24 protein-coding genes and 1 tRNA gene are annotated in these 26134 nt (G+C 67.3%); 10 read left to right on the top strand and 15 right to left on the bottom strand.

Features of this window, described 5'->3' with window-relative positions; all coding sequences use genetic code 11:
- Window positions 1–9: 9 nt before the first annotated feature.
- Genes KXD98_RS15255 through KXD98_RS15280 form a run of 6 tightly spaced genes read right to left on the bottom strand, consistent with a single transcriptional unit; the run spans window position 10 to window position 4084 of the window.
- Window positions 10–777 carry a 3'(2'),5'-bisphosphate nucleotidase CysQ gene (locus KXD98_RS15255; RefSeq protein WP_260759222.1) on the bottom strand — a complete coding sequence of 256 codons (768 nt, stop codon included), beginning with the start codon at window positions 775–777 and terminating at the stop codon, window positions 10–12.
- Between the two features lie 17 nt (window positions 778–794).
- A complete protein-coding gene (locus KXD98_RS15260) occupies window positions 795–1631 on the bottom strand; it encodes an SCO1664 family protein (RefSeq protein WP_260759223.1) in 837 nt (278 codons plus the stop codon).
- Window positions 1615–2205 carry a DUF3090 domain-containing protein gene (locus tag KXD98_RS15265; protein ID WP_260759224.1) on the bottom strand — a complete coding sequence of 197 codons (591 nt, stop codon included), beginning with the start codon at window positions 2203–2205 and terminating at the stop codon, window positions 1615–1617. The genes KXD98_RS15260 and KXD98_RS15265 overlap by 17 nt, the downstream gene beginning before the upstream one ends.
- A 20-nt stretch (window positions 2206–2225) precedes the next feature.
- Window positions 2226–2906 carry a histidine phosphatase family protein gene (locus KXD98_RS15270; protein ID WP_260759225.1) on the bottom strand — a complete coding sequence of 227 codons (681 nt, stop codon included), beginning with the start codon at window positions 2904–2906 and terminating at the stop codon, window positions 2226–2228.
- Window positions 2903–3733 carry an undecaprenyl-diphosphate phosphatase gene (locus KXD98_RS15275; RefSeq protein WP_260765211.1) on the bottom strand — a complete coding sequence of 277 codons (831 nt, stop codon included), beginning with the start codon at window positions 3731–3733 and terminating at the stop codon, window positions 2903–2905. Before KXD98_RS15275 ends, KXD98_RS15270 begins: the two co-directional genes overlap by 4 nt.
- 42 nt (window positions 3734–3775) lie before the next feature.
- Window positions 3776–4084, bottom strand: a complete 309-nt coding sequence (locus KXD98_RS15280; RefSeq protein WP_260759226.1) for a hypothetical protein — start codon at window positions 4082–4084, stop codon at window positions 3776–3778.
- A gap of 101 nt (window positions 4085–4185) precedes the next feature.
- Here KXD98_RS15280 and KXD98_RS15285 point away from each other — a divergent pair, with 101 nt between their 5' ends.
- Genes KXD98_RS15285 through KXD98_RS15295 form a run of 3 tightly spaced genes read left to right on the top strand, consistent with a single transcriptional unit; the run spans window position 4186 to window position 6559 of the window.
- On the top strand, window positions 4186–5241 hold the full coding sequence (locus tag KXD98_RS15285) for a YncE family protein (RefSeq protein WP_396881365.1): 1056 nt from the start codon (window positions 4186–4188) through the stop codon (window positions 5239–5241).
- Window positions 5238–5498: a DUF5703 family protein gene (locus KXD98_RS15290; protein ID WP_260759227.1), complete on the top strand. Its 261-nt coding sequence runs from the start codon at window positions 5238–5240 to the stop codon at window positions 5496–5498. Before KXD98_RS15285 ends, KXD98_RS15290 begins: the two co-directional genes overlap by 4 nt.
- The gene (locus tag KXD98_RS15295) at window positions 5498–6559 is read left to right on the top strand and encodes a quinone-dependent dihydroorotate dehydrogenase (RefSeq protein WP_260759228.1); all 1062 of its coding nucleotides are present in this window, start codon (window positions 5498–5500) and stop codon (window positions 6557–6559) included. The genes KXD98_RS15290 and KXD98_RS15295 overlap by 1 nt, the downstream gene beginning before the upstream one ends.
- Before the next feature lie 4 nt (window positions 6560–6563).
- Here the strand turns inward: KXD98_RS15295 and KXD98_RS15300 are convergent, their stop codons facing one another.
- Window positions 6564–7100 (bottom strand): YbhB/YbcL family Raf kinase inhibitor-like protein, encoded by a 537-nt coding sequence (locus tag KXD98_RS15300; RefSeq protein ID WP_260759229.1) that lies wholly within the window; start codon window positions 7098–7100, stop codon window positions 6564–6566.
- 32 nt (window positions 7101–7132) lie between these two features.
- On the bottom strand, window positions 7133–8467 hold the full coding sequence (locus KXD98_RS15305) for a M20/M25/M40 family metallo-hydrolase (RefSeq protein WP_260759230.1): 1335 nt from the start codon (window positions 8465–8467) through the stop codon (window positions 7133–7135).
- 92 nt (window positions 8468–8559) lie between these two features.
- Here KXD98_RS15305 and KXD98_RS15310 point away from each other — a divergent pair.
- A tRNA-Leu gene (locus KXD98_RS15310) sits at window positions 8560–8645 on the top strand.
- A 25-nt stretch (window positions 8646–8670) separates the two neighbouring features.
- Here KXD98_RS15310 and KXD98_RS15315 read toward each other — a convergent pair.
- Complete coding sequence (locus tag KXD98_RS15315; RefSeq protein ID WP_260759232.1) at window positions 8671–9870, bottom strand: IS481 family transposase; 1200 nt, start codon at window positions 9868–9870, stop codon at window positions 8671–8673.
- 161 nt (window positions 9871–10031) lie between these two features.
- Here KXD98_RS15315 and KXD98_RS15320 point away from each other — a divergent pair, with 161 nt between their 5' ends.
- Entirely contained in the window at window positions 10032–11330 is a 1299-nt protein-coding gene (locus KXD98_RS15320; protein WP_260759233.1) for an acyltransferase, read from the top strand.
- Here the strand turns inward: KXD98_RS15320 and KXD98_RS15325 are convergent.
- Window positions 11309–15250 carry a bifunctional nitrate reductase/sulfite reductase flavoprotein subunit alpha gene (locus KXD98_RS15325; RefSeq protein ID WP_260759234.1) on the bottom strand — a complete coding sequence of 1314 codons (3942 nt, stop codon included), beginning with the start codon at window positions 15248–15250 and terminating at the stop codon, window positions 11309–11311. The two genes, KXD98_RS15320 and KXD98_RS15325, sit on opposite strands and share 22 nt — an antisense overlap.
- Entirely contained in the window at window positions 15247–16686 is a 1440-nt protein-coding gene (locus tag KXD98_RS15330; RefSeq protein WP_260759235.1) for a NarK/NasA family nitrate transporter, read from the bottom strand. The genes KXD98_RS15325 and KXD98_RS15330 overlap by 4 nt, the downstream gene beginning before the upstream one ends.
- A gap of 176 nt (window positions 16687–16862) precedes the next feature.
- Between KXD98_RS15330 and KXD98_RS15335 the strand changes: the two genes are divergently transcribed.
- From KXD98_RS15335 to nirD, 3 genes are all read left to right on the top strand, one after another.
- On the top strand, window positions 16863–17216 hold the full coding sequence (locus KXD98_RS15335; RefSeq protein WP_260759236.1) for a molybdopterin oxidoreductase: 354 nt from the start codon (window positions 16863–16865) through the stop codon (window positions 17214–17216).
- A 2-nt stretch (window positions 17217–17218) separates the two neighbouring features.
- The gene (gene nirB / locus KXD98_RS15340) at window positions 17219–19687 is read left to right on the top strand and encodes a nitrite reductase large subunit NirB (protein ID WP_260759237.1); all 2469 of its coding nucleotides are present in this window, start codon (window positions 17219–17221) and stop codon (window positions 19685–19687) included.
- Between the two features lie 109 nt (window positions 19688–19796).
- Complete coding sequence (gene nirD / locus KXD98_RS15345) at window positions 19797–20111, top strand: nitrite reductase small subunit NirD (protein ID WP_260759238.1); 315 nt, start codon at window positions 19797–19799, stop codon at window positions 20109–20111.
- Here the strand turns inward: nirD and KXD98_RS15350 are convergent.
- From KXD98_RS15350 to KXD98_RS15365, 4 genes are read right to left on the bottom strand one after another with little or no spacing between them, the layout of a single operon-like run.
- Window positions 20101–20493 (bottom strand): universal stress protein, encoded by a 393-nt coding sequence (locus KXD98_RS15350; RefSeq protein WP_260759239.1) that lies wholly within the window; start codon window positions 20491–20493, stop codon window positions 20101–20103. The two genes, nirD and KXD98_RS15350, sit on opposite strands and share 11 nt — an antisense overlap.
- A complete protein-coding gene (locus tag KXD98_RS15355) occupies window positions 20490–22031 on the bottom strand; it encodes a tripartite tricarboxylate transporter permease (protein WP_260759240.1) in 1542 nt (513 codons plus the stop codon). Before KXD98_RS15355 ends, KXD98_RS15350 begins: the two co-directional genes overlap by 4 nt.
- Window positions 22031–22546, bottom strand: coding sequence for a tripartite tricarboxylate transporter TctB family protein (locus KXD98_RS15360; protein ID WP_260759241.1), 516 nt, complete (start codon window positions 22544–22546; stop codon window positions 22031–22033). Before KXD98_RS15360 ends, KXD98_RS15355 begins: the two co-directional genes overlap by 1 nt.
- Window positions 22543–23523, bottom strand: a complete 981-nt coding sequence (locus KXD98_RS15365) for a tripartite tricarboxylate transporter substrate binding protein (protein WP_260759242.1) — start codon at window positions 23521–23523, stop codon at window positions 22543–22545. The genes KXD98_RS15360 and KXD98_RS15365 overlap by 4 nt, the downstream gene beginning before the upstream one ends.
- A 63-nt stretch (window positions 23524–23586) precedes the next feature.
- On the opposite strand from KXD98_RS15365, the gene KXD98_RS15370 reads away from it, so the two are divergent.
- Together KXD98_RS15370 and KXD98_RS15375 are read left to right on the top strand one after the other, a co-directional pair.
- Window positions 23587–25251, top strand: a complete 1665-nt coding sequence (locus KXD98_RS15370; RefSeq protein ID WP_260759243.1) for an ATP-binding protein — start codon at window positions 23587–23589, stop codon at window positions 25249–25251.
- Window positions 25244–25921 (top strand): response regulator, encoded by a 678-nt coding sequence (locus KXD98_RS15375; protein ID WP_260759244.1) that lies wholly within the window; start codon window positions 25244–25246, stop codon window positions 25919–25921. Before KXD98_RS15370 ends, KXD98_RS15375 begins: the two co-directional genes overlap by 8 nt.
- Window positions 25922–26134 lie beyond the last annotated feature (213 nt).

Genomic DNA, 26134 nt, shown 5'->3' on the forward strand with positions numbered 1-26134 from the left:
TCAGCGCAGCTACCGGTTGCGGTAGGCCGACCAGATGGCCTCGAGCAGCACCGGGGCCAGCTCCGGGCGACACATCAGCAGATCCGGCAGGTAGGGGTCGCGGCGGTTGTACACCAACGGGGAACCGTCGATGCGCGACGCGTGCATCCCGGCAGCCCACAACACCCCCGCCGGAGCTGCGGAGTCCCACTCCCACTGCCCGCCTGCGTGGATGTAGGCGTCGACCTCACCGCGGACCACCGCCATCGCCTTGGCGCCCGCCGAACCGATGCGCACCAGCTGGATGTCGAGGTGGTCGCGCAGGTACCACAGCACGGCCGGGGGTCTGTTGGCGCTGGCGGTGATGCGGATCGGCCCGTCGGCGCGCGGCGGAGGGCCGACCACGGTGTCGGACCGGTACACCTCACCGCGTGCAGGTAGGGCCACCGCTGCATCGGTGATGGCCCCGCCGCCGTCTCGGCGCTGCCAGAGTGCGATATGCACAGCCCAGTCAGCACGACCGGGCATCGAGTACTCGTGGGTGCCGTCGACGGGATCGACGATCCACACCCGGTCGGCCTCGACACGTGCCAGGTCGTCGGTGGCCTCCTCGGACAGCACCGCATCCTGCGGCCGCTCGCGGCGCAGCCGGTCGAGGATCAGCGTGTTGGCGCGGCGGTCGCCGGCATCTCCGAGGTCGTAGGGATCCCAGTAGCCGATCTGCTCACGCATCGCCAGCAGCAGCTCACCGGCTTGGGCGGCCACCTCGGCGGCCAGCGCGGCATCGGTGTGGGTCACCGAGAAAGTAGATCATGTCAAAATGCGGGCCACGGTATGGGCCGTCGCCGGTCCGGTGTGGGCATCACCGGGTTCTGCAGCAGGCCAACGACTCTGGCACGCAGCGCAGCGACCTCGGCGGAGGTGAGATGCGCGCGCAGTTCGGCGCCGAGCGGACCGGCCAGCGCCTGCTGCAGGCACCCGACGTCGGCCAGCACGGCGTCGTCGATCGGTTTGCCGGCCCACCCCCACAGCACGGTGCGCAGTTTGTCCTCGACGTGCAGGGTGACGCCATGGTCCACGCCGTAGACGTTGCCGTCCACCCCGCACAGCACGTGACCGCCCTTGCGGTCGGCATTGTTGATCAACACGTCGAACACCGCCAGCCGGCGTAGCCGGTCATCGTCGGCGTGCACCAGCGTGACTTCGTTGCCGGCATAGTCATAGGCCTGTAGCACCGGGAGGAACCCGACCGGTACCGAGCCGGCAGGCACCAGGTCGACCAGATCGGGACCGGCAGTGGCTTCGGCGTCCTCGGTGTCTTCGGTGTCGGTGGGCTGTTCCACCCAGCGCTGCAGCATGCCCAGACCTGCCGGACCGTCGCGGATGATGGTGTACGGGACCAGATTCCAGCCCAGCGCAGCCGAGACCAGGTAGGCGCCGCGCTCTCGGCCGGCCAGCGTGCCATCGGGAAAGTCCCACAGCGGCGCCTCGCCGGCGACGGGCTTGTACACGCAGTGCACGCTGCGGTCGGCCAGTGTCGCCTCGCACAGGAATGTCGCGTTGCTGGCCGACCGAATCCGGCCGATCACGGTGAGCTCACCGCTCTGCAGCACCGCGCCGTCACCGGTTGCCGGCTCAGGCAATGTCGTCATCCTCGGCGCCCCCACCCAGAGCGCCGCGGCGGTAGCCGTTGGTCCGGACACAGATGTGGCCCTCGGGGTCCAGCGGTTCCTCACACAACGGGCAAGGCGGCCGCCCGGCCGAGATCACCCGATTCGAGCGCGTCGCGAACTGGCGGGCCGATTCCGGGGTGAGGAACACGCGCACCGCATCGGGACCCTCCTCGGCGTCGTCGAGGACCACCGACGCATCGAACTCGGTGTCGGACACCGCGAGCAACTCGACGACCACGGTCTGCGCCTCGGAGTCCCAGCCCAGGCCCATGGTGCCGACCCGGAATTCGGCGTCCACCGGCATGACCAGCGGGCTGAGATCCTCGACTTCCCCGGTGTCGGGCGGAATCGGCGTGCCGAAGCGGCGATTGATCTCCAGCAGGAGCGCGGCGATCCGTTCCGCGAGCACCGCCACCTGCTGCTTTTCCAGAATCACCGAGATCACGCGCTTGTCGTGGACGGCCTGGAGATAGAAGGTCCGATTTCCCGGCTCACCGACGGTACCGGCCACGAAACGGTCGGGGGTGCGGAAGACGTGGATAGCGCGGGACATGGCAGTTCCAAAATACCGGGTCAGTCCGTCGAACCCCCGACGACGGCGTCGCCGGAAGGGACTTCTGGGGAGGCGGCCAGCGCCGAGTTCAGCGCCGGGCCGGTGTGGTTGACGTGAATCACGAAGGGCCGCAGCGCGGTATAGCGGATGACACTGACCGAGGCCGGATCGGCGTTGATGCGCTGGAAGCTGTCCAGGTGGGTGCCCAGCGCATCGGCCAGCACCGCTTTGATCACGTCACCGTGCGTGCACGCGATCCACAGGACGTCTGAGCCGTGCTCGTCGGCGAGCCTGCGGTCATGCTCGCGCACCGCGGCCACGGCACGGGCCTGCACCGCGGCCAGACCTTCGCCGTCAGGGAACACCGCCGCGCTGGGTTGCTGCTGCACCACCGCCCACAACGGCTCCTTGACCAGCTCACCGATCTTGCGGCCGGTCCACGATCCGTAGTCGACCTCGCTGATCCGCTCGTCGACGACGGGTTGTACACGCAGCGCGGCGGCCAACGGTTCCACGGTGCGTTCACAACGCAGCAGCGGGGAGCGCACGATCGCCCGGATCGGGAGCGCGCCGACGCGCTCCACCAGCGCTTGGGCTTGTTCGCGACCCCGGTCGTCCAGGTCGACTCCGGCCGACCTGCCGGCCAGGGTGTGCGCAGTGTTGGACGTGGAGCGGCCGTGCCGCACCAACAGCACGGTCATATCGGCGCCACCACCCCGGTCACGAGCAGGATCAGTACCACCACGCCGAGAATCATCCGGTATCCGACGAACCAATACATGCTGTGCCGGACCAGGAAGCGCAGGAACCAGGCGACCGCGGCGAAGCCGACCACGAAGGTGATCAGCACCGAGATCAGCAGCTGGGGTCCGGTGGCGCTCATCCCCTCCCCGGACGGCGCGAACGCATCCGGTAACGAGAACAGGCCGGACGCGAACACCGCCGGGATGGCCAGCAGAAAACCGAAGCGGGCGGCCACTTCCCGCTTCATGCCCAGGAAGAGCCCGGCACTGATCGTGGCCCCTGACCGGGACACACCCGGCAACAGCGCCAGACACTGGGCCAGGCCCACCAACACGGCGTCCTTCCAGGTCAGCTTCTCGATTCGGCGACTTTGTCGGCCGACGTACTCGGCGGCGGCGATCACCAGCGAGAACACCACCAGCGCGGTGGCGATCAGCCATAGATTGCGGGCGCCGGTGCGGATGTGGTCCTTGAGCAGCAGACCGAAGAAGCTGATCGGGATGGTGCCGATGATCACCCACCAGCCCAACCAGTAGTCGGCGTTGCGTCGGGCGGCGTCGAAGAGCCCGCCGAACCAGGCGGTGACGATGCGTCCGATGTCGCGCGCAAAGTACAGAATGACCGCGGCCTCGGTGCCGAGCTGGCTGACCGCGGTGAACGAGGCACCGGCGTCGCCGTTGAAGAACACCCGCGACACGATGGCAAGGTGGCCCGACGAGGACACCGGCAGGAACTCGGTGAGGCCCTGCACCACGGAAAGAACGATCACCTGCAGCCACGACATCGCAGGCAGGTCGGTCACGACGACGACCGTACCGTGGTCGGGTCAGCGCATCGGTCGAGGCACCGGCTGCGCCTCGGCCACCGCGTCGCGCACGACGGCGACCAGGCTGCGTTCGTCGGTGAAGTCGATGTCGGTGAGCTTACGGGTGGACACCGCCACGACGTCGTCACTGTCGGGCACCAGGGTGCGCAGCCGGGGTCGATAGACCTCGACGACCAGTTCCTGACGCTCGACGTGGAAGGAAAACGTGCGGCCGTCTCCCACCTGTCCGAATCCGCTGGCATGCAGGCCAGTGGTGATGTCTTCGACCTGGAATTCCTGACCAGCCGTGTCTTCCCTCGCGGGGGTCATGATCGCCAGGATACCGCCGCGGGCATCCCGGGGCAGTGTGGCACCGCCCGGGTGTGGGTCACGACCGTGCATAGACTGACTCCCCGATCAGTTTCGCCCCGATGTCGACCGAGAGCTCCCCATTGGCCCGCCGCTCCATCCCGCAGCATGTGATTGTGCGCTTCGGCGCGCTCGTGTCGGCCGCCGCGCTGATGGCCGGGTGCTCGTCCAATCCGGTCGACGCGCCCCCTCCGACGATCACCCCGGCCCAGGCCGCCGACTCGCCGCCGGCAATGCCGTCGCCGCCGGGGACGGTGCTGCCGTTGGCGTCGTCGGCCCAGTCCGCGACGTTCGACGAGGTGACCCGGGCGCTGGTGGTGCTGGCCCCCGCGGCGCCCGGCCGTTCGGCCCTGACCGTGTTCGGATCCGGCGGGCAGACCGCAGTCGTGCCGTTGGATGATGCGGCCACGGCGATGGCCGGTGGGGACGGCGTGGTGTTCCTGGCGAGCACGGGTGGCTACCTTCGGGTGGACCTGGCCAGCCGCGCGGTGTCGCGTTTCGACGTCGAGGGCCGCCCGGACCTGGAGTTCACCGCGATCGCACGCCGCGCCGACGGCCGGATGGTGCTGGGCAGCGCGGACGGCGCGGTGCTCACGCTGGCCGACGACACCGCCGTGGCCGCCGAGGCGCGGCTGTTCGCCCGGGTCGACCAGATCGTCACGCAGGGCGATACCGCGGTCGTCCTCGACCGCAGCCAGACTTCGGTGACCACGCTCAACATCGACGGAACGGCCAAACAACAGGCGCTGCGCGCAGGAAACGGCGCGACCACCATGGTCGCCGATGCCGCCGGAGGGGTCTTGGTGGCCAACACCCGCGGTGGCGAGCTTCTGGTCTACGGAGTCGATCCGCTGATCTTGCGGCAGCGCTACCCGGTCCCGGATGCACCCTACGGATTGGCCGCATCGGCCACCGGATGGGCCTGGGTGGCACAAACGGCGACGAACTCCGTTGTTGGTTACGATCTGGCATCCGGAATCCCCGTCGAGAAGGTGCGCTATCCGACCGTGCAGCAACCCAACTCGCTGGCCTTCGACGACGCCTCCGGAACCCTGTACGTGGTTTCCGGAGCAGGCGCGGGGGTGCAGGTGATCGAGTCCGCGGAAGGGGTGCAATGAGTTCGGCACGAGGCCCGATGCCGGCAGCGTGGAACCGGGCGGTGGCCGAGGATTCCGGCGATTACGAGTGGATTCCGCTGCGGCTGCCCCCGGAGGTGACGCGGGTCAGCGCCTCGGTGCGGCTGTCGATCGAGGCCGAGTACCGCGGGTGGGAGCTGACCCGGGTGCGGCTCTACACCGACGGCAGCCGGCGAGTGCTGTTGCGGCGCCGGAAGCGCGCCGACGCGGTGCCGGGCCCGGATCAGCCCGCACTGTGATGTACCGGGCGCTGCGGCAAGGCCTGTTCCTGGTCGAACCTGAGCGAATCCACACCGCTGTCTTCGCCGGCCTACGCGCCGCCACCGCTACCCCGCTGACACGTAACATGTTGCAGCGCAGGCTTTCTCCGAGCGATCCCGCCCTGGCCAGCACAGTGTTCGGGGTCCGGTTCCCCGGGCCGCTGGGGTTGGCGGCCGGGTTCGACAAAGATGGCCGGGGCGTGCGGACCTGGGGTGCGCTCGGTTTCGGCTACGCCGAGGTGGGGACCGTGACGGCGCGACCACAACCCGGAAATCCGCGGCCCAGATTGTTCCGGCTTTCCGCCGACCGCGCCCTGCTCAACCGGATGGGCTTCAACAACGACGGTGCCGCCGCGCTGGCCGCGCACCTGGCCCGCCACCATCCTGATGTGCCGATCGGTGTCAACATCGGCAAGACGAAGCTCACGCCGGCGCAGCGCGCGGCAGAGGACTACGCCGAGAGCGCCCGCCTGCTGGGGCCGTTGGCGACCTATCTGGTGGTCAACGTCAGCTCACCCAACACCCCGGGTCTGCGCGACCTGCAGTCGGTCGACACGCTACGACCCATCCTGACCGCGGTGCTGGCCGAGACGTCCACGCCGGTGCTGGTCAAGATCGCACCCGATCTGGCCGACGACGACATCGCCGACATCGCCGACCTGGCCGTTGAACTGGGGCTGGCCGGGATCGTGGCGACCAACACCACGGTGTCGAGGGCGAATCTGCGGACACCCGGCGTCGACGCGCTGGGCCCTGGCGGGGTGTCGGGACCCCCGGTGGCGCGCCGGTCTCTGGAGGTCCTGCGCGGGCTGTACCGGCGGGTCGGGGACCGCCTGGTGCTGATCAGCGTCGGCGGTATCGAAACCGCCGACGATGCGTGGGAACGCATCACCGCGGGCGCCACGCTGCTGCAGGGCTACACCGGGTTCGTCTACGGCGGCGGGATGTGGGCCGCCACGATCCACCAGGGCATCGCCCGCCGCCTGCACGAGCACGGTTTCACCGGCCTGGCCGACGCGGTCGGTTCGGCGGCGGGCTGACAGCTCAGTGCTGCTCGTAGGTGCCGTGGATCAGGGCCCGGGCGATGGCCTGGCTGAACAGGTTGAAGCCCAGGTAGGCCGGGGTGGCATCGGCGGGCACGTCGAGCTTCTCCACGCCGACGGCATGGACGGCGACGATGTAGCGGTGCGGGCCGTGGCCGGGCGGCGGGGCGGCACCGAGGTAGCGCTTCAGGCCGGCGTCGTTGGCCAAGGTGACCGCGTCGCCGGGGAATCCGCTCGCGCTGCCGTCGCCGACACCGGCGGGCAGTTCGGTGACCGTGGCCGGCAGGTTGAACACCGCCCAGTGCCAGAACCCGGATGCCGTCGGCGCGTCGGGGTCGAAGACGGTCACGGCGAAGCTGCGGGTCTGTTCGGGAAAGCCCGACCAGCTCAGCTGCGGTGACACGTCCGATCCGCCGGCACCCATGATGCCGCTGACCTGGTCGTTGGCCAGCGGCCCCCCGTCGGTGAAGGACTGGGAGGTCACCGTGAAGGTGGGGAGCTCGGGCAGGAAGTCGTACGGATTGTAGGGAAACGACACAGCGGCCATACCTTTCTGTCGAATTCGGTTGATCAGCAGTGCAACAGGAAGTGTTCGAGCACTTGCGCGCCGAACGTCAACGCATCTACGGGTACCCGCTCGTCGACGCCGTGGAACAGCGCGGCGAAGTCCAGGTCGGGCGGCAATCGCAGCGGAGCAAAGCCGAAACAACGGATTCCCAAGCGCGCGAAGTGCTTTGCGTCAGTGCCCCCGGACAGCATGTAGGGCACCGTTCGGGCCTGCGGGTCGGCGGCCAGAATCGCGCTGTTCATCGCCTCGAGCAGTTCGCCGTCGAACGGTGTCTGATACGAGGGCAGTTCGGTGATCCACTCCCGCACGACGTCGGGCCCGATGATGTCGTCGACCTCACGCTCGAAGGCTGCCAGCCGTCCCGGCAGCACCCGACAGTCGACCACGGCCTCGGCGGTGCCGGGGATGACGTTGGCCTTGTACCCGGCCTTGAGCATGGTCGGGTTGGCGGTGTCGCGCAGCGTAGCGCCGACGATCTTGGCGATGCCGCCGAGCTTGGCGACGGTGCCGTCGAGGTCGGGTGCGGACGGGTCGAAGGTGTAGCCGGTCTCCTCCGACACCGCAGTGAGGAACTGTTCCACGGCCTCGGTCAGCACGATCGGGAAGCGGTGCCGACCGAGCTTGGCGACCGCTTCGGCCACCGCGGTCACCGCGTTGTCGTCGTGCACCATCGATCCGTGCCCGGCGCGACCGCGCGCGCTCAAACGCATCCACATCATCGCCTTCTCGGCGGTCTCGATCAGGTAGAGCCGGCGCTCTCCGCCGTCGCGGCGCGGCACGGTGAGCGAAAACCCGCCCACTTCTCCGACCGCCTCGGTGACCCCGTCGAACAAGTCTGGCCGATTGTCCACCAGCCATCGGCAGCCGAAATTGCCGCCGGCCTCCTCATCGGAGACGAACGCGAACACCAGGTCGCGCGGCGGCACGATGCCCGACCGTTTGAAGTGCCGGGCCACCGCGATCATCATGCCGACCATGTCCTTCATGTCGACCGCGCCGCGGCCCCAGACGTAGCCGTCCTCGATGGCGCCGGAGAACGGGTGCACGCTCCAGTCCGCGGCCTCGGCGGGCACCACGTCCAGATGGCCGTGCAGCATCAACGCCCCGCGCGCCGGGTCAGCGCCGGGCAGCCGCGCGAAGACGTTGGCCCGCCCGGGCGCGCCGGCTTCGAGGTACTCGCAGGTGTAGCCGACGTCGGTCAGCTGATCGGCCACCCAGCGTGCGCATTCGGCCTCGCCTTTGGTCGTCGCGGGGTCGCCGGTGTTGGAGGTGTCGAACCGGATCAGGGTGCTGACGAGGTCGACGACCTCGTCGCTCGGTGTCGGGGCAGACCTCACAGTCCCTTTCCTACCACTGATGCCCTGCTCGCCCCCGGCCTTGGTTTGGTCCGAGGGTGCCGATCCGATAGCCTTAGCAGCCGCACAAGCAGGTCCGAGTGGCGGAATGGCAGACGCGCTAGCTTGAGGTGCTAGTGCCCTATTAACGGGCGTGGGGGTTCAAGTCCCCCCTCGGACACTCCTGTGATGAGTCGCGTCATCGGTTACACCTGAGTCGCGTCATCGGTGACAGATTGCCCCGGCCATCGGCCGGGGTTTTTCTGTTGGTTGCGCCAGTAGTTGCGGTCGGGGTCGATGTGGTGGCTGGCGATGAGTTGGTGGCTGGTTTTGCTGATGACGGTGACGGTTTGGGTGGTCACGAGGATCAGGACTGGGGTGTGGGCGTGTTGGCGGCCGATGCCGAGGTGGTGTAGGCGGCTGCTGTAGCGCAGGGTGAGCTTGCCGAATTGGTCCACGGTGTCGTGGCGGATACGGAAGTGCTCGGTGACGCCGGCGGGGTGGGCTTTGGGCAGGGCGTGGTAGACGGTGTGCGGTGTGGCGCTGTGGCGGTGGGCGCGGTGGGGACGCTCGGTGTTGTAGATCATGGCGAAGGTGTCGAGCAGCTGTTGTAGCTCAGCCAGTGTCGAGGGGCGCTGGTGTTGGCTGAGCCAGAGCTTGAGGGTTCGGTGGAAGCGTTCGATCTTTCCTTGGGTTTGCGGGTGGCCTGGGCGGCCGTTCTTTTGGGTGACGCCGAGGCTGTTGAGGAGGCGCTCGAAGTCGTTGTGGCCGTGGGTGAATCGTGAGGTGTAGACCGCGCCGTTGTCGGTCAGCGTGGCGGCGGGCAGTCCGTGGGTGGCGGCGGTGTCGGTGAAGCTGGCCACGACGTCTGCGCCGGTGACGCGGGGGTAGGCGGTGCAGGTCAGCAGGTAGCGAGAGCAGTCGTCGAGCCAGGACAAGATCTCGGTGTCAGTGCCGTCGGCCAGGGCCCAGTGGGTGAAGTCGGATTGCCAGCATTCATTGGGCTGGGAGGCTTCAAAGCGCCGGTAGGAGCTTTTAGGACGCTTGCGCGGCTGGGCGGTGATGAGGCCGTGGTGGTGCAGGATGCGCCGGATGGTCGAGGTTGAGGGCACCGGCAGCCCACGTTGGCCCAGATGCCACTGCAGGGTCAGGGGTCCGGCGTCGAGGCCGTCGGCGGTCAGCGCTTCGCGCAGCGTGACGATGGCGATGATGACGTCGTCGGACACGGCGCGAGGGTTGCTGGTCGGGCGCCGTGAGCGGGCGTCGACAGCCGCCAGGCCGCCGTCGCGGTAGCGGGCGAGCAGCCGGTAGATGTGTTGGCGCGACAGCCCGTACTGGTTTGCCGCTTCGGTGACTGTCAGGTGGCCGCTGGTGACTTCGAGGACGACCACACGCGCTTTGGACATGGACCACGACTGTCACCTATGACGCGACTCATCGAGGACTCTTGCAGGTGTAACCCATGACGCGACTCATCTGTCACCTATGTCGTGGTTTCACACACCCCCTCGGACACTCCTGCGCGGTGTCGGCGGCGGCGCAGCGGTTTCGGCCACAATGGACGGTGATGGACACCACCAGGGCAACGGCACCGGCGCGCGAGCTCTCGCTCGACCTCTACCGATCCGCAGCGGTCATGCTCGTCGTCATAGGGCACTGGCTGATGTCGGTGATGACCTACCGCGACGGCGAGTTCGGCCGCGACAACCCGCTGGTCATCCTGCCGTGGACGCAGTGGCTGACCTGGGGCTTTCAGGTGGTCCCGGTGTTCTTCGCCGTCGCCGGTTACGCCAGCGCGGTGTCGTGGGCGTCTCGGCAGGAGTCGCGTCAGGAGTGGGTGCGCCGCCGGATCGCACGCGTGCTGGGCCCCACTGCGGTCTATGTCGGCTTCGTCCTCGTCGTCATGGCGGTGCTGCTGGCCGTGGGCGTCGACGGCGAGGTGCTCGAGCTCGGCGGCTGGGCGGTAGCCATGCACCTGTGGTTCTTGGCGGTCTACCTGATGGTGGTCGCGCTGACGCCGATCGCGGTGGCCGCGCATGCGCGCCTGGGCCTGGTGGTTCCGGCGGTTCTGGCCGGGTGTCTGGTTCTGGTGGATGTGATCGCGATCAGTACCGACCGCGCCGAGATTCGTGTCCTGAACTATTTCTTCTGCTGGGCGGCGATCTATCAGCTCGGAATCGCCTGGCACGGTGCGCTTCTGCGCCGACGAGTCCTGGTGGCGATGGCCACCGTGGCCGCGCTCGCACTGCCCCTGCTGGTGACCTGGGGCCCCTATCCGGTCGCGATGATCGGTGTGCCGGGAGTCCGGGTGGAGAACTCGGCACCGCCGTCGGTGGCGCTGCTGGCGCTGGCCACGGTGCAGATCGGTGTGCTGTTCGCGCTGGTGCCGATCCTCAATCGGGTGCTGACGAGGGGAAAGTGGCCGCGGATCATCGGCGTGGCGAATGACAACGTGATGGCGCTCTACCTTTGGCACATGCTGCCGGTGATCGTCGTGACCCTGGTCGGCTACCCGACCGGGCTGCTCCCCCAGCCCGACATCGGATCGGGAGCCTGGTGGTTGGCCCGACTGCAGTGGGAGATCGTGCTCGCCGTCGTGACCGCTGCACTGCTGTGCCTGCTGTACTGGCAGCGGCGGGTGTTCGCCCGGCCGATGCCGACGTTCCCGGTCCCGCTGCCTCGCGGGCTGGGCGAAGCGCTGCTGTACGCCGGCACCGGGTCGTGCGCGCTCGCGCTGGCGCTGTTGTCGGCCAACGGGTTCGCCCCCGGCGGGCGGCTCCCGCTGCTGGCCATGGCGCTGTTCGCCGGCGGTGCGCTGTTGGTCGCCGCTCGTCCGCGAGCTCGTCAGTACACGTCGCGCAGGTAGCGCTTGTCGGCCACCATCTGTCGTTTGTAGGCACGGGCACTATCGGTGTCCATCCGTCCGTGGGTGGAGATGATGCGGGTCAATGCGTCGTCGACGTCGCGGGCCATCCGGGTGGCGTCGCCGCAGACGTACAGGTGTGCGCCGTCTTCGAGCCAGCGCCACACGTCGGCGCCGTAGTCGAGCATCTTGTGCTGGACGTAGACCCGGTCCGGTTGGTCGCGGGAGAACGCCAGGTCCAAGCGGTTGAGGAAGCCGTCATCGACCATGTCGGTCAGGTCGTCGCGGTAGTAGAAATTCTGGTCGCGATGGTGGTCGCCGAAGAACAGCCAGTTGCGGCCCCGGTGGCCCAGCGCGCGGCGTTCCTGCAGGAAACCGCGGAACGGTGCGATGCCGGTGCCGGGCCCGACCATGATCATCGGCGTGTCCGGCTCCTGTGGCGGACGGAAGTGCGGAGAACGCTGCAGGAACACCGGCACCGGAGTGCCGTCGGCCAGGTCGGCCAGGTAGGTCGACGCGACACCACCACGGGGTCCGCCGTCGGGGCCCCGGTAGCGCACGACCGACACGGTCAGTTGCGCCTCGTGCGGACTGACCAGAGGGCTGGATGAGATCGAGTACTGCCGCGGTGTCAGCCGGACCAGCACTTCCTGCCACAGTTCCGGGTCGGCGCGCACGCCGAACTCGCCGACAAGGTCGAGGCCGTTGCGGTTGACCAGCCACCTGTCGAGTTCGCCCCGGTTGTTGCGCAGTCGTTTGGCCGCCGCGGCATCTGGACTGTGCTCGGCGACAAAGCGCACCAGGTTCGACGTCACCTTGCATATGTCGTAATGCGACCGCAATGCGTCCCGCAGTGCCAGCTGCACACCGTCGACAACGACCGCCTCGGCGCCGTGGAAGCCGGCAGCGGCCAGCCAGCTCTCGACGACGCTGTCGGAGTTGATGACCCACACGCCCAGCGAGTCGCCGACCGAGTAGCTGACGTCGTGTCCGCTGAGGTCGAATCCGAATTGCCGGACGTCCTTGGCCGCGCCATGCGGGGTCAGCCGGGTGTTACGGCACAGCGGCACAGCCAGCGGCTCGGATCGCGTGAAAAGTGTCGTTGCAGTGCGTTTCTCGGGTACACGGTCGGATGGCCCGATGAGCTCGACGACGGCGTCGGTCCATTCGTTGCGCGGTTGGTCCTCGTAGGCTTCACATTCGGTACGGTCGATCATCCTGGTGGCGCCCAGATCCGCAAGGCGGGTGTCGAGGGATTTCGCGTGACCGCAGAAATTGTCGTAGGAGCGGTCTCCGATGCCGAGCACCGTGTAGCGCACCCCGTCCAGTGACGGCGCGTGCGGGGATTCCAGCTGTTCCCAGAAGCTGGTGCCGTTGTCGGGTGGTCCGCCGTCACCGAAGGTGCTCGTGACGATCAGGACTTCACCGGCTTCGGACAGTTCGTCGAGTTCGATATCGTCCATCGCGCGCAGCCGGGCACCGGCCAGCCGCTCACTCAGCTGGCCGGCGAACTCCTCGGCATTGCCGGTCTGCGACGCCCACAGCACCAGCGGCCCGGATCCCGGCTCGGCCCGCGGCGCCAACGCGCCGAGCCGGGAGTAACGGCCGGCCAGCAGTCCGTCGATCCACAGCCGCGCCCGCGCACTGACCGGTGCGCTTGCCGGCAGTACCGGAACTCCCGGTGACCCGTCCTCTATCCCGGCCAGAAACCCGTTCAGGTACAGCTCTTCGGCGGCGGTCAGCGCGGGCTTTCCCGAGCCGGCCGGCACCGGGGCCAGCCGTACCGCGCACACCTTGAACTCCGGCTGTAGTGAGTCCGGGTCGACCGCGTCGTTGGTGAGCGCGTTGACGGTCAAGAATTCGCCGTGCTCGTCGTTCCAGTGGAACGGCACCCACGTGTTGCCGGGGCGGACCCGGTCGGTGATCGCTGCGGGCAGCATCGCACGGCCCCGGCGGGTCACCAGTTCGACGTCGTGGCCGTCGGCGATGTCCAGTGCGTCGGCGTCATCGGGGTGAATCTCGACGAACGGCCCAGGGTTGAGCTTGTTGAGCTTGGTGACCCTGCCGGTCTTGGTCATGGTGTGCCACTGATGCTGCAGCCGGCCGGTGTTGAGGACGAACGGGAAGTCGTCATCGGGCAGTTCGGCGGCGTCCAGGTGCGGCCGGGGATGAAAGACGGCGCGCCGTGAGGAGGTCGGGAACGCCAGCCGAGGTCGGTGACCGTCCGCATCGACGAACAGCTGTTGGGACACACCGTCATTGCGGTATCGGACCGGGTTGCGGTCGGGCGCCTCCGGGGAGGGGCACGGCCACTGGACCGGCGTCTCACGGAGCCGTTCGTAGCTGATGCCGCGCAGGTCGTATCCGGTCCGCGGATTGTGGAAGCGACGGATCTCGTCGAAGATCTGCTCGCTGGACTTGTAGTCGAAGGCCTCACCGAACCCGAGATGCCCGGCCACACCGCAGATCAGTTCCCAGTCGGGCCGCGCGTCACCGACGGGCGCCACCGATTGCTGTAACAGCGTCAGATTCCGATCGGAGTTGACCATCACCGCGTCGGCTTCGGCCCACAGCGCGGCGGGCAGCACGATGTCGGCGTAGCGGTTGGTCGCGGTGTCGGCGTAGGCGTCCTGGGTGATCACCAACTCCGCGGATCGCAGACCGCCCAGCACGGTGTCCCGGTTGGCCACACTGGCCACCGGATTGGTGCAGATGATCCAGATCGCCTTGATCTCGCCACTGTTCAGCCCCCGGAACAACTCGACGGTGCCGGGGCCGACGTCGGTGCGGATGGTGCCGGGCGGTAGCCCCCACTGATCCTCGACGAAGGCGCGGTCCTCGTCCGACAACACCGCGCGCTGCCCCGGCAGTCCGGGTCCCATGTACCCCATTTCGCGTCCGCCCATGGCGTTGGGCTGCCCGGTCAGCGACATCGGGCCACTACCGGGGCGGCAGATGGCTCCGGTGGCCAGGTGCAGGTTGCAGATCGCGTTGGTGTTCCAGGTGCCGTGGGTGCTCTGGTTCAACCCCATCGTCCAGCAGGACATCCACTCTCCGGCAGCCGCGATCATCGCGGCGGCGGTACGGATGTCGGCTTCGGCCAGTCCGGTCAGCGCGGCCACCCGCGCCGGCGGATAGTCGGCGAGGAACTGCGGCATCGCCTCCCAGCCCTCGGTGTGCTCGGCGATGAACTCCTCGTCGATGGCCTCGTTCTCGACCAGCAGGTGCAGAATCCCGTTGAGCAGAGCCAGATCCGTGCCCGGCCGGATCGGCAGGTACAGATCCGCCTTCTCGGCGGTGGCGGTTCGGCGTGGGTCGACGACAATCAGCTTGGCACCGGCCTTGAGGCGGTCGGCCATCCGCAGATACAGGATCGGATGGCAATCGGCCATGTTCGACCCGATGACGAAGAACAAATCGGTGCAGTCGAAGTCGGTGTAGGACCCGGGTGGACCGTCGGCACCCAGCGACTGCTTGAAGCCGGTGCCGGCACTGGCCATGCACAACCGCGAGTTGGATTCGATGTGCACGGTGCGCAGGAAGCCCTTGGCCAGCTTGGTTGCCAGGTACTGCGATTCGATCGACATCTGACCTGACACGTAGAGCGCTACCGAGTCCGGGCCGTGCTCGTCGACGATCGCTCGCAGCCGCTCACCCGCTTGCGCCAGCGCGTCGTCGACGTCGACCGCGACCGGTTCGGCGTCGCGCGACGGCCGCAGCAGCGCCGTCATCAGCCGGCCGTCGGTGGCCGCCATCATCTCGGCATGCGTGGCGCCCTTGGTGCACAGCCGTCCAAAATTGGTGGGGTGCAACTTGTCCCCGGAGACGCGCGCGATGACCGGAGCACCCGTGACGGCGTCGGGGCGGGTCTCGACCGAGATCCCGCACCCGACACCGCAATACGAGCAGGCGGTTCGACTCATTTCGGAGCGACAGGCTCCGGAGCCGGTGCGCGCCCGATGTGTTCGTAGGCGCGCTGCTCATGCAACCTCAGGAAGACGTACCAGGTCACGAAAGCGCACACCACGTAGAACCCGAGGAACACCCAGAATGCGTTGGTCGCCGACTGTGCCTCACCGACGTAGGAAGCACGCAGCACCACGTTGATGAACACTCCGCCGAGAGCACCGACCGCTCCGGCGAATCCGATCAGTGCACCCGACATCGCCCGCGACCACGCAGCCTTCTCATCGCGGCTCAAGTCGTCGCGGCCCTGGGCCTTGGCCTCGAAGATCGACGGGATCATCTTGTAGGTGGAGCCGTTGCCGATCCCCGAGAGGATGAACAACACGATGAAGCCGATGACGTAGCCGGCCATCTGGCCGCTGGTGGGTGCGCCGGGCAAGGCATCGTCAAGCATCCCGGCGACCACGACGATCCCGGCGGCCATCATCATCGCCATGAAGGTGTACAGGGTGACCTTGCCGCCGCCGACCCGATCGGCCAGCTTGCCGCCGAACGGTCGCGAGATCGAACCGAGCAGCGGGCCGAGGAATGCGATCTGGGCGGCGTGCAGAGCGGCCTGCGCCGGGGTGTCGCCGCCGGCCAGGAAGTTGATCTGCAGGACCTGGCCGAACGCGAAGGAGAAGCCGATGAACGACCCGAACGTGCCGATGTAGAGAAAGCTCATCACCCAGGAGTCCCGGAAGCGCATCGCTTCGACCAAAGCCCCGAAATTCGACTTCTGGTTGCGCAGGTTGTCCATGTACACCGCCGCACCCAGGGCTGCTGCCGCGATGGCCACCAGGTAGATGGCGCAGACGATCTCCGGTCGGGCATTGCCCACCGTGGCGATGACCAGCAGACCGATGAGCTGGATGACCGGTACGCCGATGTTGCCACCGCCGGCGTTGAGCCCCAGCGCCCAGCCCTTGAGCCGTTGCGGATAGAACGCGTTGATGTTGGTCATCGACGACGCGAAGTTGCCGCCGCCCAGACCGGCGAACGCCGCGATCACCAAGTAGGTGGTGTACGACGCCGGATTCTTCATGTAGTAGAGGGTCAGCACCGTCGGGATCAGCAGCAGCAGCGCGCTGACGATGGTCCAGTTACGCCCCCCGAACCGGGCCGGGGCGATGGTGTAGGGAATCCGTACAAACGCGCCCACCAGTGTCGGGACCGCCACCAGGTAGAACTTTCCGGCGGCATCGATGCCGTAGACGTCCTGCGGCATGAACAGCACCATCACCGACCAGATGGACCACACCGAGAACCCGACGTGCTCGGCGACGATCGACCAGATCAGGTTGCGCTTGGCGATGTCTTTGCCGGCAGGTCTTCCCCCGGTGCCTTCCCAGGCCTCGACGTCCTCGGGATCCCAGTGCTCGATGTCACGGCTGCGGGGTTGGGTCGATGTCATGCGCCAAGTGAACTGCCAGGCGATTCCGCACCCATTGCGCATCGATGACCCTGGTGAAAACTCGCCCTCACATCGCCACGGGCTTCACCGTGAGGCGGGGCTGCTGTGATCGGCGGGACTCATAGGTGACTTGCAGGTGAAACGGGCCGGAAACACGCTGCTCCTAGCGTCGAACCATGACCGACGGAAGCAGCCCTCGTTTCCTCCAGGGAGCGTTCGAGTTCGACGGTGCCGGCTACGACAAGCCGGTGGCGCTGGACACCTCATTGCGCTATGTCGTGCCGGCGGGCGCCATCGCGCAACCGGTGTACTTCCGGGGCGGCAACTCGACAAAGCAGATGGTCACCGTGGTGTTGTTGCGCGACGGCGCGCCCATGCGGTACTTCCCGATCGCGGCCAAGGGTGCCACTCACGTAGCGCTTCGGGTGGTGGAGGATCTGCTCGCCGACACCGTACTGGAACTGCAGATCGCGGCTCCGGAGGGGGTGCAGGGCACGGTGGTCGTCGACCTCGGTCTGGTGGAGGTGTAGCGGTGGCGCAGCATCTGGTGGTTGTCGGCAACGGGATGGCCGGCATCCGTGCCATCGAGGAGGTGCTCGCCCGCGGTGGCGGTGACCATTTTCGGATCACCGTGTTCGGCGACGAGCCCTATGGCAACTACAACCGCATTCTACTGTCCAATGTGCTTGCCGGGGTTGATGATCCGGACGAAATATATCTGAACGCGCTGGATTGGTACGCAGACCACGGGATCGACCTGCGGGCCGGGGTCCGGGTGGTCCGACTGGACACCTTCGCCCATCTGGTGCACGCCGACGACGGCACCACGCTGCACTACGACAAAGTGATCCTGGCCACCGGCAGCCGGTCCTTCTTCCCGCCGATGGCCGGATTGTGGTCCGACGACAAGACCTTGGCCGACGGCGTGTTCGGCTTCCGCACCCTCGACGACACCGCCACGATGGTCGCCGAGGCCACAAACCGCACCAAGGCCGTCGTGATCGGCGGCGGCCTGCTCGGGCTGGAAGCAGCCCGCGGGCTGCAGAACCGCGGACTGACAGTCGACGTCGTACATGCCGGACCGACTTTGATGAACGCCCAACTCGACGACCCGGCTGGCGCGATCTTGCGCACGTCGGTCGAACAGTTGGGTATCAGTGTGCACACCGAGAAACGCACCACCGAGGTGCTCACCGACGACAGCGGCAGGTTGTGCGGGGTGCTGTTCGCCGACAGCACCCGGTTGGAATGCGACATGCTGGTCATCGCCGCAGGGATCCGCCCCAATGTCGGTCTGGCACAGCGGGCCGGACTGACCGTCGAACGCGCGATCGTCACCGATGACCATATGCGTTCGGTCGACGACGACGACGTCTACGTCGTGGGTGAATGCGCCCAACACCGTGGCCAGGTCTACGGACTCGTCGCGCCGCTGTGGGAGCAGGCCAAGGTGCTCGCCGACCATCTCACCGGGTCGGACCCGGCGTCGGCCTACCACGGATCGCGGGTGGCCACGAAGCTCAAGGTCGCCGGCGTCGACGTCGCCGCCATGGGAGTGAAGGCACCCGAGCGTCCCGACGACGAGTTCGTCCAGTACAGCGAGCCCAAACACGGTGTCTACAAGACGGTGGTGATCCGGGACGGAAAACTGGTCGGCGCCACCCTTGTCGGTGACGTGTCGAAAGTGTCGTTCCTGACCCAGGCCTTCGACAGTGGGCTGCCACTGCCCGAGGAACGTATCTCGTTGATGTTCGACATCGGCACCCCGGAGGTGGGCGTCGGGGTGGCCGAACTCGCCGAGGATGCCCAGGTGTGCAACTGCAATGGCGTATCCAAGGGTGCGCTGGTCGCCTGCGTGCGCGGCGGCGAGACCTCGGTCAGCGCAGTGATGGCAAAGACCAAGGCAGGCAAGGGCTGCGGCTCGTGCAAAGAACTGGTCTGTCAGGTGGTCGAGTGGGCGGCCGACGGCGCCGTCACCGAGGATCCGTCGGCCTCGTGGTACGTGCCCGGCGTGCCGTATGACAAACCGACGCTGATGCGGCACATTCGTGAACTCGAATTGCACTCGGTGTCCTCGGTGTTCGCCGCGCTCGCCCCGGACGGCTCGGAGGACGCGGCGTCGAAAATGGCGCTCGCCTCGCTGCTGGAGACCATGTGGGCCGACGAGTTCGTCGACGAGCGCGACGCCCGGTTCATCAACGACCGGGTGCACGCCAACATCCAGCGTGACGGCACATTCTCGGTGGTGCCGCAGATGAAGGGCGGGGTGACCAGCGCCGGGCAGCTGCGCCGGATTGCCGATGTCGCCGAGAAGTACGAGATACCGATGATCAAGTTGACCGGCGGGCAACGCATCGACCTGCTCGGGGTGCGCAAAGAGGACCTGCCCGCAGTTTGGGCGGACCTGGACATGCCGTCCGGTTACGCCTACGGCAAGAGCTTTCGGACCGTGAAAACGTGTGTTGGCAGCGACTTCTGCCGCTACGGGGTCGGCGATTCGACAGCGCTGGGCATCGCGATCGAGGAGCGTTACCAGGGGCTCGCCAGTCCCGCCAAGATGAAGCTGGCCGTCACCGGATGCCCCCGCAACTGCGCCGAAGCGTTGTGCAAGGACCTCGGCGTCGTGGCGGTGGACGGTGGCCGTTGGGAGATCTACGTCGGCGGGGCTGCCGGAGCACACATCCGGAAAGGCGATCTGCTGGCCACCGTCGACGACCCACAAGTCGTGATCACGCTGACCGGCCGGTTCCTGCAGTACTACCGCGAGAGCGCCAATTGGCTTGAGCGTACGTATAAGTGGGTGCCCCGAGTGGGGATCGAACATCTGCGCGCGGTCATCGTCGAGGATGCCGAGGGGCTGGCGGCCGGGTTGGACGCTCGGATGCAGAAGTCGGTGGACGCCTACCGTGACCCGTGGCAGGACGGCCGCGAGCCGGTATCGGAAGGCCAGTTCCGCCCGTCGCTGCCGCTGCTGCCGTTGCCTCAGGTGCCGGTGCGGTGAGCACTCGCGCGAGCAGCCACGTCGAGACTGCTTCTACGGCAATATTTCGGGCGAAAACGCCGCCCTGGCCGCAGTCTCGACCCGAACCCATGAAGATCCGAGACAACCGATGAGCGTCGAGGTGGGTGTCGACATCGGTCGGGTGGACGAGATCCCGGTCGGCGAGGGCCGGACGTTCACGATCGACGGAACTCAGATCGCGGTTTTTCGGCTGCGCGACGGGTCGTTGCGGGCGATCGACGCGGTGTGCCCGCATCGGGGCGGACCGCTGGCTGACGGCCTGGCTGACGCGTGCGTCGTGGTGTGCCCGCTGCACGGCCATACCTTCGACTTGCGTACCGGCCGCGAAGTTTCCGGGGCGGACATGTCGGTGCGCAGTTACTCTGTCGAAACCGTCGACGGCGCGATCCGGCTCAATCGCTGATCGGCTTGACCGCCAGCACGGGTTTCGGGCATTCCAGGATCAGCTGCTGCGCGACACTGCCGAGCAGCAGTTTTCCGACCGGGTTGCGGTTGCGGATGCCCACGACGAGCAGTTCTGCGTCGCTACGCTCCATGGCGCTCAACAGCTCGTCAGCCGCGTCCACCCCGACCGGCTGCACCAGTTTGAAATCGATGCCGCATTCAGCCAGCCGCGCCTCGACGTCGTGGACTTCGGCCTCCGCAGCGAAGCGGGTGTCGACGTAGGCATCCCCCGAGGTCGCATTGATGACCAGCAGGCTGGTGTCACGCAGTCTGGCTTCGGCGATGCCGTGCTCCAGGGCAGCATGTCCGAAGCGGTCTGCGGTGTACCCGATGACGATCACAGCTGTCCGGCTTTCTCGCGCTGGTCTTTGTCGTCTTCGACGATGAGCAGGCTCTCCTCGCTGCGGTTCATCAGCCGCAGGATCAACGGCAGCAGCAGCAGGATCGCCATCAGGACGTAGGTGATGATCGCCACCGGCTCGGTGAACAGGCTGCTCCACTCGCCGCCGCCGAGCTGCAGGCTTTGGCGCAGCTGCCGTTCGATGCGCGGCCCCAGGATCACCCCGATGATCAGCGGCAACACCGGCAACCCGAAGCGCCGCATCATCAAACCCATCAGCCCGAAAACCAGCAGCAGAACCAAGTCGAGCGGCTGGAGGTTGACCGCGAACGCCCCCAGCGTGGCGAAGAACAGGATGCCGGCGTACAGGTAGGGCCGCGGGGTGCGCAGCAGCTTCGCCCATATCGGGGCCAGCGGCAGATTGAGCGCCAACAGCAGGAAGTTACCGATGAACAGGCTCGCGATCAACGTCCAGATCAGCAACGGCTCCTTGTCGAAAAGGGTCGGTCCAGGCTGGATGCCGTAGGAGACGAAAGCGGTCAGGATCACCGCCGCCGTGGCATTGGTCGGTAGCCCCAGCGACAGCATCGGTACCAGAGTTCCTGCGGCAGAGGCGTTGTTGGCCGCCTCAGGCCCGGCGACGCCCTCGATGGCGCCCTTACCGAACTCCTCGGGATGCTTGCTCAGCTTCTTCTCGGTGACGTAGCTGAGGAATGTCGGCAACTCGGCACCACCGGCCGGTAGCGCACCGAACGGGAACCCGAACGCGGTGCCGCGCAGCCAGGGCTTCCACGACCGTTTCCAGTCCTGCCGACCCATCCAGGGGCGTCCCACCGGGATCACCTCGGCCGGCCGCCGGCGCAGGTGCGCAGCCACCCAGAGCGCCTCGCCGAGAGCGAACACCGCCACTGCGATGACCACGATGTCGATGCCGTCGGAGAGCAACGGCACCCCGAAGGTGGCGCGCGGCTGACCGGTCAGTGAGTCGATGCCCACCACGCCGATCGCCAGACCGAGTAGCAGCGAGATGACACCGCGCATTTTCGACGACCCCAGCACCGCGGTCACCGCGACGAGCGCGAAGAGCATGATCGCCAGGTAGGACGGGGCGCCGAGCGCGACCGCGAAGCGGGAAATCGCGGGGGCGAACGTGGCCAGCAGTGCGGTGCCGATGGATCCGGCGACGAACGAGCCGATGGCCGCGGTGGCCAAGGCCTGCGCGGCACGTCCGGCCCGGGCCATCTTGTTGCCTTCGATCGCGGTGATCACCGACGACGACTCACCGGGGGTGTTGAGCAGGATCGAGGTGGTCGACCCGCCGTACATGCCGCCGTAGAAAATGCCGGCGAACATGATGAACGCGGCGCTCGGGCTGACGTTGTAGGTGATGGGCAGCAGCAGCGCCACCGTCATCGCCGGGCCGATACCGGGCAGCACGCCGACCGCGGTGCCCAGCAGCACGCCGATCACCGCATACATCAGATTCATCGGCGTGGCCGCCTCGGCGAACCCCTGCAGCAGCCAGTCCAAGTTCTCCATTACAGAATCCCATCGAGAATGCCTGCAGGCAACGGGATTCCGAGCCCGGAATAGAATGCGTAAAAGCTTCCGACGGCCAGCACCGCACCGATTGCCAGGTTGCGCACATAGTGTCTGCTGCCCAGCACGGTGGCACATCCGGCGAAGAACAGCGCACTGGTCACCGCCCAGCCCAGCGGTTGGACCAGCACGATCATCATCACGAACAGCCCGACGAGCAGGCCGACGGTCCGCCAATCACTGGGCATGTCGGGGTCGATGTCCTCCCCGGCGTCGGCCTCACCGCGTGACCCGCGCGGTATGGCGATCGCCAGGATTGCCGCCATGGCAAGCAGTCCCACCCCGATGGTGATCGGAAAGAACCGCGGCCCAACGGGATCGACCTCGGCGTAACCGCCCGGCATGGATACGGCGTCATAGATCAGGAACGCGCCGACGACGACCATCACCGCGCACACCACGTACTGTGCATAGTCCGGCCGCGCGGGCCTGCGGGTTTCGATGTCGGTGCTCATACCAGCCCCAGATCGGTCAGCGTCGTCTCGACGCGCTTGTCCTGCTCTTCCAGGAAGCTCTCGAAAGCCGGCCCGGTCATGAACGCATCAGTCCAGCCGTTGGTCACCAGCGCCTCCTTCCACGCTTCGGTGGCGTGCAGCTTCTCCAACAGGCCAACCATGGCGGTCCGGTCCTCGTCCGAAATACCGGGCGGTGCAAGCACTCCGCGCCAGTTGGTGAACGTCAGGTCGATACCGGCCTCGGTCAGGGTCGGCGCGTCGACACCCTCGACACGTTCACTGCCGGAAACCGCCAGCACGCGTACCTGTCCCGCCTCGATCTGGTCGACGTACTCGCCGAGGCCGGAGGTGCCGGCCGAGATCTTGTTCCCCAGCAAGGCGGTGAGCAGATCGCCACCGCCGTCGTAGGACACGAAGTTGACCAGCGCCGGGTCGACCCCGACCGCTTTGGCGGTCTCCATCGGGAACAGGTGGTCCGGACCGCCGGGGTTGGAACCCCCGCCGATGGTCACCGCGGCCGGGTCGGCCCGCCACGCCGCGACGAAGTCCTGCACGGTCTGAAACGGCGATCCGGCCGGAACCAGGATGCCTTCCTGCTCCTCGACGACCTTGGCCAGTGCCGTCGCGTCGGAGACGCGGGCTTTGGAGCCGTTGGTATAGACGGCTCCGACGACGCCGAGCCCCATCATCATCATCAGATCACCGTTGCCGCGCTCGTTCATCAGCCGCGCCATCGCGACGGTACCGCCGGCGCCGATGACGTTGAATACTTCGACGCGGCCGGTGATGTCGTCTTCCTCCATGATCTTGACCGCTGTGCGGGCAGTGAGGTCATAGCCGCCGCCGGGGCTGTTGGGCACCATCATGCGCAGCCGGTGCAGCCCGGTGTCGTCGCCGCGGGTGACCCCGCAGGCCGACAGCAGCAGCGCGGCGACGAGGAGGCCGATGATGAGCCTGAGTCGGCCCGAAGCGAACATGTCGTCCCCTATTCATTGTGATGCTCAGCAATACTGGATCCTGCCGTGACCCAGGTCACTGATATGGAAGCAAAGGAAGTATTGGTCATTAAGAACATCCGCCCGACGCGCTCGGCAGTCGTGGGGCTGCTGCGCGGTCGCAGTCTGGCCGGCCAGTTCCTGGCCTTTCAGCTTCTGGTCGTCGCGGTGGTGCTGATCGCGGTGGCGGCGGTGTCGGTGGCCCAATCAGAAGCGGAGTTCCGCGAGGTGCGGGGACAGCGGATGATCGCGGTGGCCGAGAACATGGCCTCGGCGCCCATCGTGCGGGACCGGCTGACCGATCCGTTCGCCGCGCGCACGCTGGCGCCCGAGGTCGACCGCGCGGTCGCGTTGTCCGGCGCCACCATGGCTGAGATCCTCGCCCCGGACGGCGTGGTGCGGGTGTCGTCGGTGCCGTCGCGGGTGGGCGCGCGGGTCGATCTGGGGCTGAGCCGGGCCGACGAGGGTCGCGCCTGGTTCGGTGATACCGACATCGACGGCGCCCACAGCCTGGTCGGGCAGGTGCCGGTGCTATCGACCGACGGCGAGGTGCTGGCCGTCGCGTCGGTCAGCGAGAGTTACCCCTCGATGTGGCGGCTGCTCAGCGGGGCCGGGGAGCGGCTGCTGGTGTACCTGGGGTTGGGCGCGGCGTTGGGTCTGGTGGCGTCCTGGCTGTTGTCACGGCGGATCAAGCGCCACACCCGTGGACTGGAAGTGGCCGAGATCGCGAGTCTGGCCGATCACCGGGAAGCATTGCTGCACAGCATCCGCGAAGGCGTGATCGCGGTCAACAACGACGGACAGATCACCGTGCTCAACGACAGCGCCCAGGATCTGCTGGACGTGCCCGCCGACGCGGTCGGTCAACAGGTCGACTCCGTCGGTATCGATTCCTCTGTCGTGGCCTTTCTCGTCCCGGGCGAGGACGCTCGCACCACCGACTCTGGCGAAGACACCGTGATCACCACGAGGACCCGGGTGCTGGCGTTGAGCAGGCGTGCTGCCAGCAGCGGCGGCCGGCGTATCGGCACCGTGACGACGATGCGCGACAGCACCGAATTGGCTGGGCTGCAGGGCCAGTTGTCCTCACACAAGAGTGTGACCGACACGTTGCGGGCACAGACCCACGAGTTCGCCAACCAACTACACACGATCTCGGGTTTGGTCCAGCTCGGCGAGTACGATGCGGTACGTGATCTGGTGGGGACGTTGACTCGTCGGCGCGCCGAGATCAGCGATGCGGTGACCCAACGGATCTCCGACCCGGCTGTGGCCGCCCTGCTGATCGCCAAGACGTCACTGGCAGCCGAGAGTGGAGTGGCGCTGCAACTGAACCCCAGGTCGCACCTGACGGCGCTCGACCCGGCGTTGGCCACCGATGTCATCACGTTGCTGGGCAACCTGATCGACAACGCGGTGGATGTCTCGGTCGGGTCGGCGGCCACGCAGGTGATGGTCCACATCGACGACCGCGAGGGCCTGATGATCTCGGTGGCCGACTCCGGACCCGGTGTGCCTGAACACCTTCGGGAGGCCATCTTTGCCCGCGGGGTCACATCGAAGTCTGATGTGCCCGGCGGTCGGGGCATCGGATTGGCGCTGGTGCGGTTGGTGACTGCGCAGCACGGCGGCAGTGTCGAGGTCAGTGACGCCCCGGGCGGCGGGGCCCGCTTCGAGGTGCGGCTGACCGGGGCGTCCCATCATGGTTGACGTGCTTGTCGTCGACGACGACTTCATGGTCGCCGAGATCCACCGGCGATTCGTGGACCGGGTCAATGGGTTCCGCGCCGTGGGGGTCGCGCGCAGCGGAGCGGAAGCGCTGGCCTCCACCCGCAGGCTGCGGCCGCAGTTGATCCTGCTCGACGTCTACCTGCCCGATATGACAGGCCTGGATGTGCTGCACCGCTTGCGGTCTGAAGGCGACCGGGTCGACGTCATCATGATCACGGCAGCACGTGAACTCGACACGGTACGGGGTGCGCTCGACGGTGGGGCTGCCGACTACCTGATCAAGCCGTTCGAGTTTCCCCATCTGGAGGCCAAATTGCAGGCCTACGCCGCACGCGCCGATGCGCTGCAGGCGCCCGGCGGTGTCGACCAAAGTCTGATCGACACCCTGTTCGGCGGCCCGTCGGTCACCTCGGCCAAGGTGTTGCCCAAGGGCCTGGGCGCCGAGACCGGCGAACTGGTTCTCACCGCCGTACGTGATGCCGGTGAGGTGTCGGCAGCTGAATGCGCTGATGCGGTGGGCATCTCACGGGTCAGCGCCCGCCGGTACCTGGAGCACTACCTCAGCGAGGGCATCCTGGAACTGCGCCTGCAGTACGGCGTGGGCAGGCCGGAACGCCGATACCGGATCGCCCGCCAGATGGCGCGCTGAAACGCCGCCGACGTGACGACGGAAAAATATCGATATATCCTGCAAATATCGGCTCTAGATGTTAGATTCGCACGAAGCCGGCGATTCCCAGAGCACGGAACCTGCTTCGTGATCAGCGCCAACAACCGGTCTGCGCCATCCTCCGCCGCGTGCACGTCCCGGCGACGGGACATCGCGGTGTGGCCACGAGATACCGAGGAACAGCTCACGTGA

The organism is Mycobacterium sp. SMC-4, from assembly GCF_025263265.1.
Taxonomy (GTDB): Bacteria; Actinomycetota; Actinomycetes; order Mycobacteriales; family Mycobacteriaceae; genus Mycobacterium.